The following is a 14,143-nucleotide window of genomic DNA, read 5'->3' as shown; positions in this document are numbered from 1 at the left end:
AAGAGCGGGCGCCTGCCGGCGCGCCGACTAACCGCGAACCATGTGCAGGTAGTGGCGATGCCGCTCGTATTGGTCGAGGATGTCGCCAATGACGGCGTCGCGGCTCCAACCCATGATGTCGTAGTCCTGCCCGCCTTCGCGCAGATGGACTTCGGCGCGGAAGTACTTGCGCTCGTCTTCGTCGGCGGCCTCGTCAGGCGTCAGGCTGGGGCGCACGAAGGCCTGGGGCTGCACGGCGTAGGAAAAGTCCAGGTGTTCGCCATGCGAGACCTCGAGGATTGCGCCGCCCTCGTTCTCGTCTTCGCGCACCTGCACGGCATAGCCTTGCTTGCGCAATTCGTCGGCCACGTCTTCCAGCGCGGGCCGCACCACATCCGCGATGAAGCGCAGCACATGGGCGCGGCGCGGCATCATGACCATGTTGCGCAGACGCCGCTCCCAGGATTGGCCGCCGCGCGCCGGCCGCGACAGCGTCAGGGATTGATAGCGGATGCCGCGCTTGGTGGCGTCCAGCTTGAGCGCCTTGAACAAACCCCAGAGCGACAGCAGCAGGATGATCGAGAACGGCAGCGCGCTGGCGATGGTGGCCGTCTGCAACGCGGTCAGGCCATCGGCCAGCAGCAGCGCGATGGCCACCGCGCCCATGGACAGCGACCAGAAGATCCGCTGCCATACGGGCGTGCGGTCCGCGCCGCCCGAGGCCAGCAGATCCACCACCAGCGCCCCCGAGTCGGCGGAGGTGACGAAGAACACGGCCACCATCGCAATGGCGAACACCGAGATCACGCTGCTCCAGGGCAATAACTCAAGGAATGCGAACAGGGCCAGCGAACTGTCCGCATCCACGGCCTTCGCCAACCCCTGGTCGCCGCCAACCAGGATGTAATAGATGGCCGTGTCGCCGAACACCGTCATCCAGAACAGCGTGAACCCGGCGGGCACCAGCAGCACGCCGCAGACGAATTCACGAATGGTGCGGCCCCGCGAAATGCGGGCAATGAACAAGCCCACGAACGGCGACCAGGCGATCCACCACCCCCAGTAGAACAACGTCCAGCCGCCCAGCCAGTCGGTCGGCTCGTAGGCGTACAGGTTGAAGGTCTTGTTGACGATGTCGGACAGATAGGCGCCGGTGTTCTGCACGAACGTCTGGAAAAGGAACACGGTGGGGCCAACGGTCAGCACGAACAACAGCAGGACCACCGCCAGCACCATGTTGGCTTCCGACAGGAAGCGGATGCCCTTGTCCAGCCCGCTGGCCACCGACAACGTGGCCAGCCCGCAGGTGATGACGATCAGCACGATCTGGGGCACGACGCCGACGGGAATGCCGAACAGGTGGTTCAGACCGCTGTTCATCTGCGCGACGCCCAGACCCAGCGAGGTTGCCACCCCCAGCACGGTGCCGATGATGGCGAAGATGTCGACCGCGTGGCCGATCGGGCCATGGATGCGATTGCCGATCAGCGGATACAGCGCCGAGCGCAGGGTCAGCGGCAGGCCGTGGCGGAAGCTGAAGAACGCCAGCGTGAGCGCCACCGCCGCGTAGATCGCCCAGGCGTGCAGTCCCCAATGAAAGAAGGTGATCTTCATGGACTCGCGCGCGGCCTCGACGGTGCCGCCCTCGCCCACGGGCGGCGACACGAAGTGCATGACGGGTTCGGCCACGCCGAAGAACATCAGCCCGATGCCCATGCCGGCGGAAAACAGCATGGCGAACCAGGTGAAGTTGCGGTAATCGGGCTCGCTATGATCCGGGCCGAGCTTGATGTCGCCATACCGGCTGATCGCCAGGAACGCGACCGAGATCAGGATGATGGCGACGACCAGGATGTAGAACCAGCTTGCATTGCCGATGATCCAGGCCTGCATCGATTCGAAGAGGGTCTGCGCGGCCTTGGGCGCAATGATGGCGAAGGCCACCAGCAGCAACGTAAAGACGGCCGCGGAATAGAAGACGGGCCGATGGATGGTCGTGCTTGGTCGGGGTTCCGAAGTCATGGATGCACTCCTTGTGCCCGAGGGTGATGGAACGTGGCGTTGGCCCCCTCAGCACGACCGGTGCGCCGCCGGTATTACTATCACGGGCGCACCCAAGCTGACAATCACCTGAGTTTGAAATCGGACCGTTCAGCGACGGTCCCGCGGCCTCAGTCCGGCTTGGCGTCGCCGAACACCACACGGCGAAAGAACCCGGCCAGCACGGCCTCGGTCATCTCCGGCGTGACGGCCTGGGGGTCGAAGGCAACGCTGAACTGCATGCCGTCGGACAGGGCCAGGAGGCCCACCGCAAGCTGCTCGGCCGGCAGCGGCAGCGGCGTGCCGACCTGGGCCGAGAACTGGCGGATGTATTCGGTGGTGGCCGCGCGCAATTCGCGCAGACAGGCGACAAAACCCACGCGGAAGTCCGGATCGCGCGCCGCCTGCAGCTTGCCTTCCATCCACAGCAGGAAGCAGTCGTTTTCTCGGAAGTGCTTGCTGTAATAGTCGAGCACCCGCCCTTCCATTTGCGACCGGCTCTCGCCGCCTTCGAAAATGGCGCGCATGTCGGCCATGACGTTTTCGTGGTCGCGCTTGAGCAGTTGCAGGAACAGCTCGGACTTGCTGCTGAAATTGGAATAGAACGCGCCGCGCGTGTAGCCCGCCTGCTCGGCAATGTCTTCGACGCTGGCGGCCACGAAACCCTTCGACAGAAAAATCGACTGCGCGGCGTCAAGCAGGCGCTGGCGCGTCTGATCTCGGCTTTGCTCTCGGGTCAGGCGGACTTTGGACATGGCGCGAGTTTAGCACCGGCGCGCATTTCAGATTCAACTTTGTATTCAGATACAAGACTGTATTAGAATTCAGTCCGTATCGAGTCTGACTCGTCCCTTTCCTGCCCCATTTCCGCGCAGCGAGGTGTTTCGTGAATTGTTTTGGCCCGGGCGCGCATCCCATCGCGCGCCATGCCGTTGCTGCTGCAGCACGGTTCGTTCCCGCCGTTTCGCCCCGCCGCGGCACGCGCCTGTTGGCCCTGTCCGCTGTCATCGCAATGGCCGCCGCCGTGGCCGGCTGCGGCGGTGACGAAGCGCCCGCCCCCGCGCCGCGCCCCGTCGTCGCCATGCCCGCACAGGCGGACGAAGCCCTGCCGGCCTGGACGCTTCCCGGTGAGGTGCAGGCGCGCTACAGCACGCCGCTGTCGTTCCGCGTGGGCGGCAAGATCGTGGAACGCAAGGTGCGGCTGGGCGACACCGTGTCCCCCGGCCAGGTCCTGGCCAAGCTGGACCCGGCCGACGCCACCAAGAATGCCGCCGCCGCGCGCGCGGCGCTGTCGGCAGCCCAACACCAGCTGGACTACGCCCGCAAGCAACTGGATCGCGATCGCGCCCAGGCGCGCGAGAACCTGATCGCCGCCACCCAGCTCGAGCAGACCCGTAATGCCTATGCCTCGGCCCTTGCGCAGCGGGACCAGGCCGCGCAGGAGGCGGCGCTGGCTGCCGACCAGCTCAACTACACGACACTGCACGCCGATCACGCGGGCGTCATCACCGCCGAACAGGCCGACACGGGACAGAACGTCGCCGCCGGCGCCCCCGTCTATCAGTTGGCCTGGGCGGGCGACATCGATGCGCTATGCGACGTCCCCGAAAGCGTGCTGGCGGGCCTGGAAATCGGCCAGCGCGCCACCGTCACGCTGGGGCCGTTGCCCGGCCAGACGTTCACGGCCGTGCTGCGCGAGATCGCGCCGGCCGCCGATCCGAAAAGCCGCACCTACCGCGCCAAGCTCACATTGGAATCGCCCTCCCCCGAGGTCCGGCTGGGCATGACGGCCAACATCAGTTTCGATAACCGCCAGGCCAACGGACGGACCACCTATACGGTGCCCGCCACGGCCCTGTTCCATGACGGCCGCGAGCCGGCGGTGTGGATCGTCAAACCCGAGGCCGACACGCTGGAACTTCGCCGCGTGCAGGTGCTGCGCTACGACGCGCGCACCGTCACGCTGTCGCAAGGGTTGACGGCGGGCGAGCGCGTGGTGTGGCAAGGCGTGCACACCGTGTCGGCCGGCGAAAAGGTGCGCCCGGTGCCGCCGCTGCATCCCGAGGATTTCGCGTCATGAGCGCCCCCGGCCAGGACCCCGGCCAGCAGGCTGACCAAGACGCCCATCGCCACGAGGAAGGCCGGTTCAACCTGTCGGCCTGGGCGCTGCGGCATCAGCCGCTGGTGATCTTCATCATCACGCTCGTCACGCTGTTCGGCGTGCTGTCGTACTCGCGGCTGGCGCAGTCCGAAGACCCACCCTTCACCTTCCGCGTCATGGTCATCCAGACCCTGTGGCCGGGCGCCACGGCGCAGCAGGTCCAGGAGCAGGTCACCGACCGCATCGCCAAGAAACTCCAGGAGACCGCCAACACCGACTTCCTGCGCAGCTACTCGCGGCCCGGCGAATCCCTGATCTTCTACACAATGAAGGATTCGGCGCCGGCCAGCACCGTGGCCGACCAGTGGTATCAGGTGCGCAAGAAGGTGGGCGACATGCGGGCCACGCTGCCGCAAGGCGTGCAGGGTCCGTTCTTCAATGACGAGTTCGGCGACGTCTACACCAACATCTACACGCTGCAAGGCGACGGCTTCTCGCCCGCGCAGTTGCGCGACTATGCCGACAAGCTGCGCACCGTGCTTTTGCGCGTGCCGGGCGTGGCCAAGGTGGACTATTTCGGGGATCAGCCCGAACACATCTACCTCGAGATCCCGAACACGCAGCTCACCCGGCTGGGCGTGTCGCCGCAGGAGATCGCCGAGGCAATCAACAGCCAGAACGCCGTGCTGGGCGCGGGCACGCTGACCACGGCGGACGACCGCATCTTCGTGCGGCCCACCGGCCAGTTCCCGAACAGCCGCGCCCTGGCGGACACGCTGATCCGCGTGAATGGCAAGTCCGTCCGGCTGGGCGACATCGCCACCCTGCACCGCGGCTATGACGATCCCCCGGCGCAGCAGGTGCGGTTCCAGGGCGAAACCGTGCTGGGCATCGGGATCACCATGCAGCCGGGCCACGACGTGGTGCGCCTGGGCAAATCGCTGGACGCCAAATTCAAGGAACTGCAGGCCGAGCTGCCCGCGGGCCTCGCGCTGACGGAAGTGTCCAGCATGCCGACGGCGGTGTCGGAGTCGGTCGACGAATTCCTGCGCTCCGTGGCTGAAGCCGTGGCGATCGTGCTGGCGGTGAGCCTGGTGTCCCTGGGGTTGCGCACGGGCATGGTGGTGGTGATCTCCATCCCTGTGGTGCTGGCCATCACGGCGCTGTTCATGGAGATGTTCGGCATCGGCCTGCACAAGGTGTCGCTGGGCACGCTGGTGCTGGCGCTGGGCCTCCTGGTGGACGACGCCATCATCGCGGTCGAGATGATGGCGGTGAAGCTGGAACAAGGCTGGAACCGGACACGCGCCGCCGCGTTCGCCTACACCAGCACCGCCTTTCCCATGCTGACCGGCACCCTGGTCACCGTGGCGGGATTTCTGCCCATAGCGCTGGCCAAGTCCAGCACCGGCGAATACACGCGCTCGATCTTCCAGGTGTCGGCCATTGCGCTCATCACCTCGTGGTTCGCGGCCGTGGTGCTGATTCCGCTGCTGGGCTACCGCCTCCTGCCCGAGCGCAAGCGCGAAGCGCATCTGCCGCACGACCACGAGCACGACATCTACAACACCCGCTTCTACCAGCGCCTGCGCGGCTGGGTGGCGTGGTGCGTGGACCGGCGCTATCTGGTGCTGGCCGGCACCGTACTGGTGTTTGCCGTGGCGATGGCGGGCTTCAGGTTCGTGCCGCAGCAGTTCTTTCCCAGCTCCGACCGCAGCGAACTGCTGGTGGACGTGCGTTTGCAGGAAGGCGCGTCCTTTGCCGCGACGCTGCGCCAGGTCGAGCGTCTGGAAAAAGCGCTGGAGGGCCGGCCCGAGATCGCGCATTCGGTCAGCTTCGTGGGCACCGGCGCGCCGCGCTTCTACCTGCCGCTGGACCAGCAGCTTGCCACGCCCAACTTCGCCCAGCTCGTCATCACCACGCATTCGGTGGAAGACCGCGAAAAGCTCGCGCAGTGGATGGCGCCGATGCTGCGCAGCGAATTCCCCGCGATCCGCAGCCGCCTGTCGCGCCTTGAGAACGGGCCGCCGGTCGGCTACCAGGTGCAGTTCCGCGTCAGTGGCGACAAGATCCCCGAGGTGCGGGCGGTGGCCGAAAAGGTGGCGGCCGAGGTGCGGGCCGACAAACGGTCGGCCAACGTCCAGTTCGACTGGGACGAGCCTTCGGAAAGATCGGTGCGCTTCGAGGTCAACCAGCAGAAGGCGCGTGAATTGGGCATCACTTCCAGCGACATCTCCAGCTTCCTGGCGATGACGCTCTCGGGCTACACCGTGACGCAGTACCGCGAGCGCGACAAGCTCATCAACGTCACCCTGCGCGCCCCGCGCGAAGAACGGGTCGACCCGGCCCGCCTTGCCACGCTGTCCATGCCCACGGCAAACGGCCCCGTGCCGCTGGGCAGTATCGGCCAGGTCCGCTACGACCTCGAGTACGGCGTCATCTGGGAGCGCGACCGCCAGCCCACGATCACTGTCCAGGCCGACGTGACGGGCGATGCGCAAGGCATTGACGTCACGCACGCCATCGACAGGAAGCTGGACGCCCTGCGTGCCGAGCTGCCCGTGGGCTTTCGCATCGAAGTCGGCGGGCCCGTGGAGGAAAGCGCCAAGGGCCAGACGTCCATCAACGCGCAGATGCCCCTGATGGCGGTGGCCGTGCTGACGCTGCTGATGGTGCAGTTGCAAAGCTTTTCCCGGGTGCTGATGGTGGTGCTGACCGCGCCGCTGGGACTGATCGGCGTCGTGGCCGCCCTGCTGCTGTTTGGCAAGCCTTTCGGCTTTGTCGCGATGCTGGGCGTGATCGCCATGTTCGGCATCATCATGCGCAACTCGGTCATCCTGGTGGACCAGATCGAGCAGGACATCCGCGCGGGCCACAAGCGCGTGGATGCCATTGTCGGCGCCACGGTGCGGCGTTTCCGGCCGATTACGCTGACCGCTGCCGCCGCCGTGCTGGCGCTGATCCCGCTGCTGCGCAGCAATTTCTTCGGCCCGATGGCGACAGCCCTGATGGGCGGCATCACCATCGCCACGGTGCTGACGCTGTTCTTCCTGCCCGCCCTGTATGCGGCGTGGTTCCGCGTGAAGCACGACGAACGCGACGAGCCGGAAGGCGTGCCGCCCGGCGCCAACGCGGGCGACACGGTGGAACGAGGAGCCTGACCATGCGCATCCCCTTCACTTTCCAACGCGTTCGGTTTGCGGCGCTGCCGCTGATGCTGGCACTGGGCGGCTGCGCCTTCGCGCCGGACAGCAAGCCGCCCGCCATGGCGCAACCCGCGCAATATGGCGTCGAGGCCGCGCCCCCCGCGGGCGCCACCGCGCAGGGCGTGGCGCAACGCTTCGAACGCGGCGCGCACCCCGTGCCGCAGTGGTGGAAGCGCTACGGCTCCGAAGCGCTGAATGCACTCGTCGAGGAAGGCCTGGCCAACAGCCCCGACCTGGCCGCCGCCGAACGCAACCTGGCCGGCGCGCGCGAGCAATTGCGCGGGCAGGTCAATTCCTCGCTGCTGCCTTCGGTGGACGCGGGCGCCAGCGCCACGCGCAACCGCGCGCTGACGATGCCCGAACTGCCCGAACCCACGGCGCTCTTTAACGTCTTCACGGGACAGGTGCAGGCCAGCTACAACCTGGACCTCTTTGGCGCGGCGCGCTTTGCCAACACCTCGCTGGCGGCGCAGGTCGCGCAGCAGGCCTATCAGCTTGAAGCTGCCCGGCGCTCGCTCGCGGCCAACATCGTCACCGGTGCGATCACCTCGGCCGCGCTGGCCGAACGCGTGGCGCTGACGGAAAAGCAGGCGGTGCTGCTGCGGCAGGTGGCGCATGACACGCAACGCCGCTATGAATACGGCTCTGCCTCGCAGAACGATGCGCTGGCCGCCGACCAGGACGCCGCCACGCTGGAGGCGTCGTTGCCCGGCCTGCGCGCGCAGTGGCATGCCACGCGTCACGCGCTGGCCGTGCTGCTGGGCCGCAGTCCGGACCAGGCGCCCCCCGACCTGGCCTTCGACACGCTGGCCGTGCCCGAGGCGGTGCCCGTGGTGGTGCCGTCGGAACTGCTGGCCTCGCGGCCGGACATCCGGGTCGCCGAGGCGGCGCTCGAGGCCGCCGCGGCCGACGTGGGCCTGGCCACCGCGCAGATGTTTCCCAGCCTGTCGCTGTCGGCGTCCATGGGCAAGGGCGGGTTTTCTTGGGCCGACGCCTTGTCAGCTGGCGGTTCGATCTGGGCCATCGGCGCGTCGCTGACGCAGCCGATCTTCCATGGCGGGCAATTGCTGGCCGAACGCAGCGCCGCGAAAGAACGGTACGAGGCCGCCGTCCTGCAATACAAGCAGACCGTGCTGACCGCGTTTCGTGATGTGGCCGACACGCTCTCGCGCCTGGATGCGGGCGGACAGGCGCTGGCGTCGGCGGAAGCCTCGCGGCGCGCGGCCGAACAGTCCTATCGGAACACGGCCAGCCGGGTCAAGTTGGGCGCGCTGGCGCCTTACACCCAATACGCCGCCGAACAGCATTACGTCGCTGCGCGCCTGCGCGAACTGGAATACGCCAACAGCCGCATGACGGAAACGGCGGCGCTGTTCCAGGCAATGGGGTCGCCGGTCGCCGCCGCACCGCAAAGGTAGCGATCCCGCGCGCCGGTCTTCGTGGCGCGCCAGGACGGGCTGGCGCATCAGCCTTTCTTGAAAAGGCGCTTGACCAGACTCACCGCGCCCAGCACGACCGCGCCGGCGACGATGCCGAACAGGGCATTGAGCAACGTGGACACCAGCGCGTGCACGACGCCGCCCCCGCCCACCGCGGCGGCGGCGTGTTCGATGGCCGCATGCACGGGCGGGATGCCGTGGGTCAGGATGGCGCCGCCGACCATGAACATGGCGGCCGTGCCCACCACGGACAGGGTCTTCATCAGGTAAGGCGCCGCGCCCACGATCCGCTCGCCCAGCCAGGCCACCGCGCGCGACGATTTCTGGCTCAGGTGCAAGCCCAGGTCATCGAGCTTGACGATGCCCGCGACCAGGCCGTAGACGCCCACCGTCATCGCAATGGCAATGATGGACAGCACCGCGACCTGCCGTGTGAAGTCGGCGCCCGCCACCGCGCCCAGGCTGATGACGATGATTTCCGCCGACAGGATGAAGTCGGTGCGCACCGCGCCTTTGATCTTGGTCTTCTCGAACGCCACCATGTCGACCGACTGGTTCTGCAGCGCCTCGGCGCGCGCGGCGTGATGTCCCTCGGGCGATTCGCCGTGCGACAGGAACTTGTGCGCCAGCTTCTCGACGCCTTCGTAGCAAAGAAAGGCGCCGCCCAACATCAGGAGCGGCGTGATCGCCCAGGGTGCGAAGGCGCTGATGAGCAGCGCCGCAGGCACCAGGATCAGCTTGTTGATGAAGGAACCCTTGGCCACCGCCCAGACGACGGGAAGCTCGCGGTTGACGGGCACGCCGCTGACCTGCTGGGCGTTGAGCGCCAGGTCGTCGCCCAGCACGCCCGCCGTCTTCTTGGCGGCCACCTTCGTCATGACGGAAACGTCATCCAGGATGGTGGCGATATCGTCGAACAACGCGAAAAAGCTGCTTCCGGCCATCAAGATCCCCAGGCGCCTAATAAGGTGCTCCGAGTGTACAGGCGGCGGCCGGCGGATTCATGCAACCGAGCTGTCGGTTTTCATTCCGTTTGTGTCCGGATCGGGGCGGGTTGCGCGCCGTGCGCACCGCCGCGTCTGAAGCGTCTGGCGGGTCTGGCGCTACATCGCCTCGATGCGGGGATAGAGATCGCGGTTTTCGCGCTGCATGCGCTCGTGCACCCGGCGCAGCACGGTGTTGGCGTCGTCGCGAAAACCCCGCTCGTCCAGTTCCAGGCTGCGCGCATTGTTCCAGCGCTTGGCGAAGCCTTCGTAGGCTGCGGCGATGGCGTCCATCTCTTCCTGGAATTCGCGTCCCTTTCGCGCCAGGTCGGCGTCCGCGCTGCGCGCCACTGCGGGATACAGCGCGCGATCCTCGACCGCCAGATGCAGTTTGATGGTGGCGCTCATGGCGACGATGCCCTGGGCGATCTCGGCCGCGTTGCGCGCCACGCCGGCAAGGGCCAGCTTGCGCAGCGACGCGATGCCTTCCAGGATATCCACGTGCTGCTGCTTGAATTTGTCGATGTTCATACGGGCCTTCCCTGCTGATGCCGCGGGGCCGGCAGGCCCCGCCCTTCCTTGCCGCGCGCCGTCAGGCCGGCGCGCGCGCTCCTGCGTTCTCGAAGAGGATGTTGTTTTCCAGGTGGATGTGCGCCATCAGGTCTTCCTTGAACTGGCGAATGCCCAGGTAAAGCGCGCGCCAGGTATTGCAGGCGGCTCGCGGCAGGGTCACGTTGTTGGTCAGCGCCATCAGGCGTTCGAGCGCCACGCCGTGGTCGTCGTGTTCCGTGCGCATGACCATGATCGGCATGGTGGCCAGGGCGCCGTGGCCGCGCGCCAGCATCGGGAACAGCACCTGTTCTTCTTTCTGCATGTGGCTTTCCAGTTCCTGCTGCATGGCGCGCAGGTGATCGGCCAGGCCCGCCGGGCAGTCCGGGCTGTCGGCGTGGACCTGTTCCACTTTCAAGGCCAGGCGGATGAGTTCGGGCAGTTGCTGGCGGTGGACCTCGTGGTAACGCGCCAGGATGTGATCGACCAGCTCGGCCGGCGAAGCCAGCCCCCAGTCCGTTTCCTGCGAGGGATTCTGCGCCAGGGCGACCAGGCGTGCCTCGATCTGCGCGGGATCCAGCGAACGCTGGGCTGCCGCCTCAGCCAGGCTTTTCTTGCCGCCACAGCAGAAGTCCAGTTCGAATTCGTGAAACACCTGCGTGGCGCCGGGAATGCTGCGGGCCAGCTGGCCCAGGGATTGCTCAACCATGCTCATCGCGTCTCTCCATAGATCATGACGGTGCTTCTCTAGATGCGAAATCCGTGCCAGGAAAAACTTGCGAATTATCAATCACCTGCGTTTTAAAGGGTAGATATCACCCTTTAGCGGTAGGGTTCAATTCACCTTGCAACGGTAGAATTCACCCATGCAAAATCTCCTGCTTGCCGACCTGGTCGCCGACCTGCCGCCCGCCATTCGTCTACAGCGTCTGGTCTCCAGCCTTCGAACGCATTTCCGCTGCGGCGCCGTCGCGCTGCTGCAGCTCGAAGAAGATCACCTGCGCCCCATCGCGGTGGACGGTCTGACACAGGACGCCCTGGGCCGCCGCTTCGCCGTGCAGCAGCATCCGCGGCTGGCGGCCATCCTGGCGCGGCGCGGCGTCACCTGCTTTCACCACGACAGCACCCTGCCCGATCCCTACGACGGACTCATCAACGGCATGGCCGGCGAACCGCTGCCCGTGCACGACTGCATGGGCACCAGCCTGCACATCGAGGGCAAGACCTGGGGTGTGCTGACGCTGGACGCGCTGGAGGTCGGCACGTTCGACATGGAGGCGCAGGCCGATCTGCGCGACTACATCGTGCTGCTCGAAGCCGCGCTGCGCACCACCCGCCTGGAAGCCGAGATCCGCGCCCTGCGCGTGGCGCGCGGGCAGGCGCCGGCGGACAGCGCCGCACCCGCCGCCAGCGAGATCCTGGGCCAGAGCGAGTCCATTGCCCGCCTGCTGCACGAGATCGAAGTCGTGGCCGATTCGGAATTGCCGATTCTGCTGCTGGGCGAAACCGGCGTGGGCAAGGAATTGTTTGCGCGCCGGGTGCACGGGCTGTCGCGCCGCCGCGACCGGCCGCTGGTGCACGTGAACTGCGCCGCGCTGCCCGAGTCCCTGGCCGAAAGCGAATTGTTCGGCCACGCAAAGGGCGCGTTTTCCGGCGCGGTGGCCGACCGGCCCGGCCGCTTTGAAGCCGCCAACGGCGGCACGCTGTTCCTGGATGAAGTTGGCGAACTGCCGCTGCTCGTGCAGGCCAAGCTGCTGCGCACCCTGCAGAACGGCGAGATCCAGCGCCTGGGCGACGACCGTCCGCGGACGGTGGACGTGCGCATCGTGGCGGCCACCAACCGCAGCCTGCGCGACCTGGTGCGCGCGGGCGATTTCCGCGCCGACCTCTACCACCGCCTGTCGGTCTATCCGATTCCCATCCCGCCCCTGCGCGACCGCGGCAACGACATCCTGCTGCTGGCCGGCCGCTACCTGGAACTGAACCGCGCGCGGCTCGGGCTGCGCAGCCTGCGGTTGTCGCCCGAGGCCGAGGAGATGATGCGCCGCTACCGCTGGCCCGGCAACGTGCGCGAACTTGAACACGTCATCAGCCGGGCGGCCATCAAGGCGGTCAGCCACGGCGCCAGCCGCAACGAAATCGTCACGCTGGGCGCCAAGCTGCTGGACCTGTCCGACGGCGACATGCCGGGCGCGCTGGAAGACGATGCGGATGACACACCTGCTCCGGATGCGCCGGCACAGTCGCTACGCGACGCGGTGGACGCCTGTCAGCGGCAGGTCATCCGCCGGGCGCTCGACGCCCACGACGGCAATTGGGCCGTCGCCGCGCGCGCGCTGGATGTGGACCCCAGCAACCTGCACAAGCTGGCGCGGCGGCTGGGGTTAAAGGGCTGAAGCGTGGCGCCGCGTTGGGCGCAAATCAAGCAATCCGGGCGTGCGAATCGACCACCAGACGACCGTGGGTGATTGCGGCGTCGACCGCCATTCCGGGCGTGGCAACAAACCCGCCGGCAACGAAAAGCGGCACGGCATGGGGCTCGCCAAGCCGGTCCTGATCACCCGCCAGTTCCACTGCCACGGTGGCGGTGAACGCGGGCCGATGCGCGTTCCCGACGGAAACCCGGGAGACGCTGGCGGTAAGCCGATAGCCCTTGTAGACCATATTGTTCTGATACATGGGACCTCCAATGTTTGGCGGCAGGCCTTGCGGCCCGCCACTCACAGCGCGCGGATCTGCGTCGCGTGAGGGCCCTTGGCGCCTTGCGCGGTCACATAGCTGACCCGCTGGTTTTCCAGGAGCACTTTGTGTCCGTCGCTGACGATCTGCGAGAAGTGCGCAAACAAATCCTTGCCGCCGTTCTCGGGCATGATGAAGCCAAATCCCTTGGCATCGTTGAACCACTTCACAATTCCGGTTTCCATTGACGCTTTCCTTTAAATGCGGACAGGCCGCGTAGCGAGGCCTGTCAAGGAAAGGATCGCGAACAATGAGGCGCCCCGCAAAGGGTGCAAGACCGGACGAAAATCACGATGCTCGAAAAGCTTCGGGACCACTATGGGTGCCGGGCCGGGGGAAGTCAACGCGCTTTGTGCTTATTGCGTAACCAATCAACTCAATCCACGGGACGGCCGCGAAAAGCGCGTATGCTGGCCGCGTGGTGCTTGAAACGCGCGTTGCCTCGCCGTATCGCCATGAGGAGCAAGCCGTGATCAACCATCGCCAGAACGTCCCGCCCATCCCCCGCCCAGGCCAAGTCACCGCGTTGACCGCTGACGCCACGTGAGCCTGATCGGCAGGTCCATCGCCCGATTCGCCAAAGCGTGCGTGAAGCGCCTTCCCCCAGCGCCGGCCCCGTCCCGTGGCCCTGCCGAATTGGGACGCGATCCGCATCCGCGCCACGCCGCGATTTCATCGCCCTGGCGGATCTACCGCATCTACGCTCGCCCTGGTCATCTGCTGTTGCGCAACGAACAAGGCCAAATCCTGGATCTGGGCGTGATGAAAGGCGCCGAACCCAATCTCCGGTACCGGCTCTTTGCCCGGGACCTGCAAGGCAGGGGGTTCGCCACGCGCACGCAATTGCTTGACGACATTGCGCGGCGCATCGAGGCCGGGGAAGTCAGCCAGGAACTGCAGGTTTTGCCCGCGTGGGACAGGCCGCTGGGCGCCGATCTGGACCGGGGCACGCACACGGATGTGTCGATGAAATTCGCACGCTAGGCGGACATGCTCGCCAGTCCGCTGATGCAGGCCGACGTGACGGGGTTCGACGCGCCCTCGCGCTGACGCGTGAAAGGAAATTGCATTCGGTAACAGGGCCGTGCTACAAGACGGCCCTTCCCT

Annotated in this window: 12 protein-coding genes; 5 read left to right on the top strand and 7 right to left on the bottom strand. The window is 66.7% G+C overall.

Annotated elements, in window-relative coordinates; genetic code table 11:
* Window positions 1-27 precede the first annotated feature (27 nt).
* Together H4P35_RS05525 and H4P35_RS05520 are read right to left on the bottom strand one after the other, a co-directional pair.
* Window positions 28-2,001 carry a choline BCCT transporter BetT gene (locus H4P35_RS05525; protein WP_056321672.1) on the bottom strand — a complete coding sequence of 658 codons (1,974 nt, stop codon included), beginning with the start codon at window positions 1,999-2,001 and terminating at the stop codon, window positions 28-30.
* Between the two features lie 149 nt (window positions 2,002-2,150).
* Window positions 2,151-2,774 carry a TetR/AcrR family transcriptional regulator gene (locus tag H4P35_RS05520; RefSeq protein WP_226848378.1) on the bottom strand — a complete coding sequence of 208 codons (624 nt, stop codon included), beginning with the start codon at window positions 2,772-2,774 and terminating at the stop codon, window positions 2,151-2,153.
* A gap of 131 nt (window positions 2,775-2,905) precedes the next feature.
* On the opposite strand from H4P35_RS05520, the gene H4P35_RS05515 reads away from it, so the two are divergent.
* From H4P35_RS05515 to H4P35_RS05505, 3 genes are read left to right on the top strand one after another with little or no spacing between them, the layout of a single operon-like run.
* Window positions 2,906-4,099 (top strand): efflux RND transporter periplasmic adaptor subunit, encoded by a 1,194-nt coding sequence (locus tag H4P35_RS05515; protein ID WP_370638956.1) that lies wholly within the window; start codon window positions 2,906-2,908, stop codon window positions 4,097-4,099.
* Window positions 4,096-7,281, top strand: coding sequence for an efflux RND transporter permease subunit (locus H4P35_RS05510; RefSeq protein ID WP_226848377.1), 3,186 nt, complete (start codon window positions 4,096-4,098; stop codon window positions 7,279-7,281). The genes H4P35_RS05515 and H4P35_RS05510 overlap by 4 nt, the downstream gene beginning before the upstream one ends.
* 2 nt (window positions 7,282-7,283) lie before the next feature.
* Window positions 7,284-8,744, top strand: coding sequence for an efflux transporter outer membrane subunit (locus H4P35_RS05505; RefSeq protein WP_142050408.1), 1,461 nt, complete (start codon window positions 7,284-7,286; stop codon window positions 8,742-8,744).
* A gap of 47 nt (window positions 8,745-8,791) precedes the next feature.
* Here H4P35_RS05505 and H4P35_RS05500 read toward each other — a convergent pair whose 3' ends face one another.
* The 3 genes from H4P35_RS05500 to ytfE all read right to left on the bottom strand — a co-directional run bounded on the left by H4P35_RS05500 (window position 8,792) and on the right by ytfE (window position 11,012).
* Window positions 8,792-9,709 carry a DUF808 domain-containing protein gene (locus H4P35_RS05500; RefSeq protein WP_142050411.1) on the bottom strand — a complete coding sequence of 306 codons (918 nt, stop codon included), beginning with the start codon at window positions 9,707-9,709 and terminating at the stop codon, window positions 8,792-8,794.
* 159 nt (window positions 9,710-9,868) lie between these two features.
* Window positions 9,869-10,279 carry a hemerythrin domain-containing protein gene (locus tag H4P35_RS05495; protein ID WP_128827625.1) on the bottom strand — a complete coding sequence of 137 codons (411 nt, stop codon included), beginning with the start codon at window positions 10,277-10,279 and terminating at the stop codon, window positions 9,869-9,871.
* A gap of 61 nt (window positions 10,280-10,340) precedes the next feature.
* A complete protein-coding gene (ytfE, locus tag H4P35_RS05490) occupies window positions 10,341-11,012 on the bottom strand; it encodes an iron-sulfur cluster repair protein YtfE (protein WP_226848376.1) in 672 nt (223 codons plus the stop codon).
* A 151-nt stretch (window positions 11,013-11,163) separates the two neighbouring features.
* Between ytfE and norR the strand changes: the two genes are divergently transcribed.
* A complete protein-coding gene (gene norR, locus H4P35_RS05485; RefSeq protein ID WP_142050414.1) occupies window positions 11,164-12,693 on the top strand; it encodes a nitric oxide reductase transcriptional regulator NorR in 1,530 nt (509 codons plus the stop codon).
* Window positions 12,694-12,718: 25 nt separating this feature from the next.
* Here norR and H4P35_RS05480 read toward each other — a convergent pair whose 3' ends face one another.
* Window positions 12,719-12,976 carry a hypothetical protein gene (locus H4P35_RS05480; protein WP_056321647.1) on the bottom strand — a complete coding sequence of 86 codons (258 nt, stop codon included), beginning with the start codon at window positions 12,974-12,976 and terminating at the stop codon, window positions 12,719-12,721.
* 41 nt (window positions 12,977-13,017) lie between these two features.
* On the bottom strand, window positions 13,018-13,221 hold the full coding sequence (locus H4P35_RS05475) for a cold-shock protein (protein WP_108005367.1): 204 nt from the start codon (window positions 13,219-13,221) through the stop codon (window positions 13,018-13,020).
* A 358-nt stretch (window positions 13,222-13,579) separates the two neighbouring features.
* Between H4P35_RS05475 and H4P35_RS05470 the strand changes: the two genes are divergently transcribed.
* On the top strand, window positions 13,580-14,020 hold the full coding sequence (locus H4P35_RS05470) for a hypothetical protein (protein ID WP_226848375.1): 441 nt from the start codon (window positions 13,580-13,582) through the stop codon (window positions 14,018-14,020).
* Window positions 14,021-14,143 lie beyond the last annotated feature (123 nt).

Origin of the sequence: Achromobacter sp. 77, assembly GCF_020541125.1 — a bacterium.
Taxonomy (GTDB): domain Bacteria; phylum Pseudomonadota; class Gammaproteobacteria; order Burkholderiales; family Burkholderiaceae_B; genus Achromobacter; species Achromobacter mucicolens.
The sequence above is the reverse complement of the archived record's forward strand: the minus strand, read 5'-3'. Positions and strand labels throughout refer to the sequence as shown.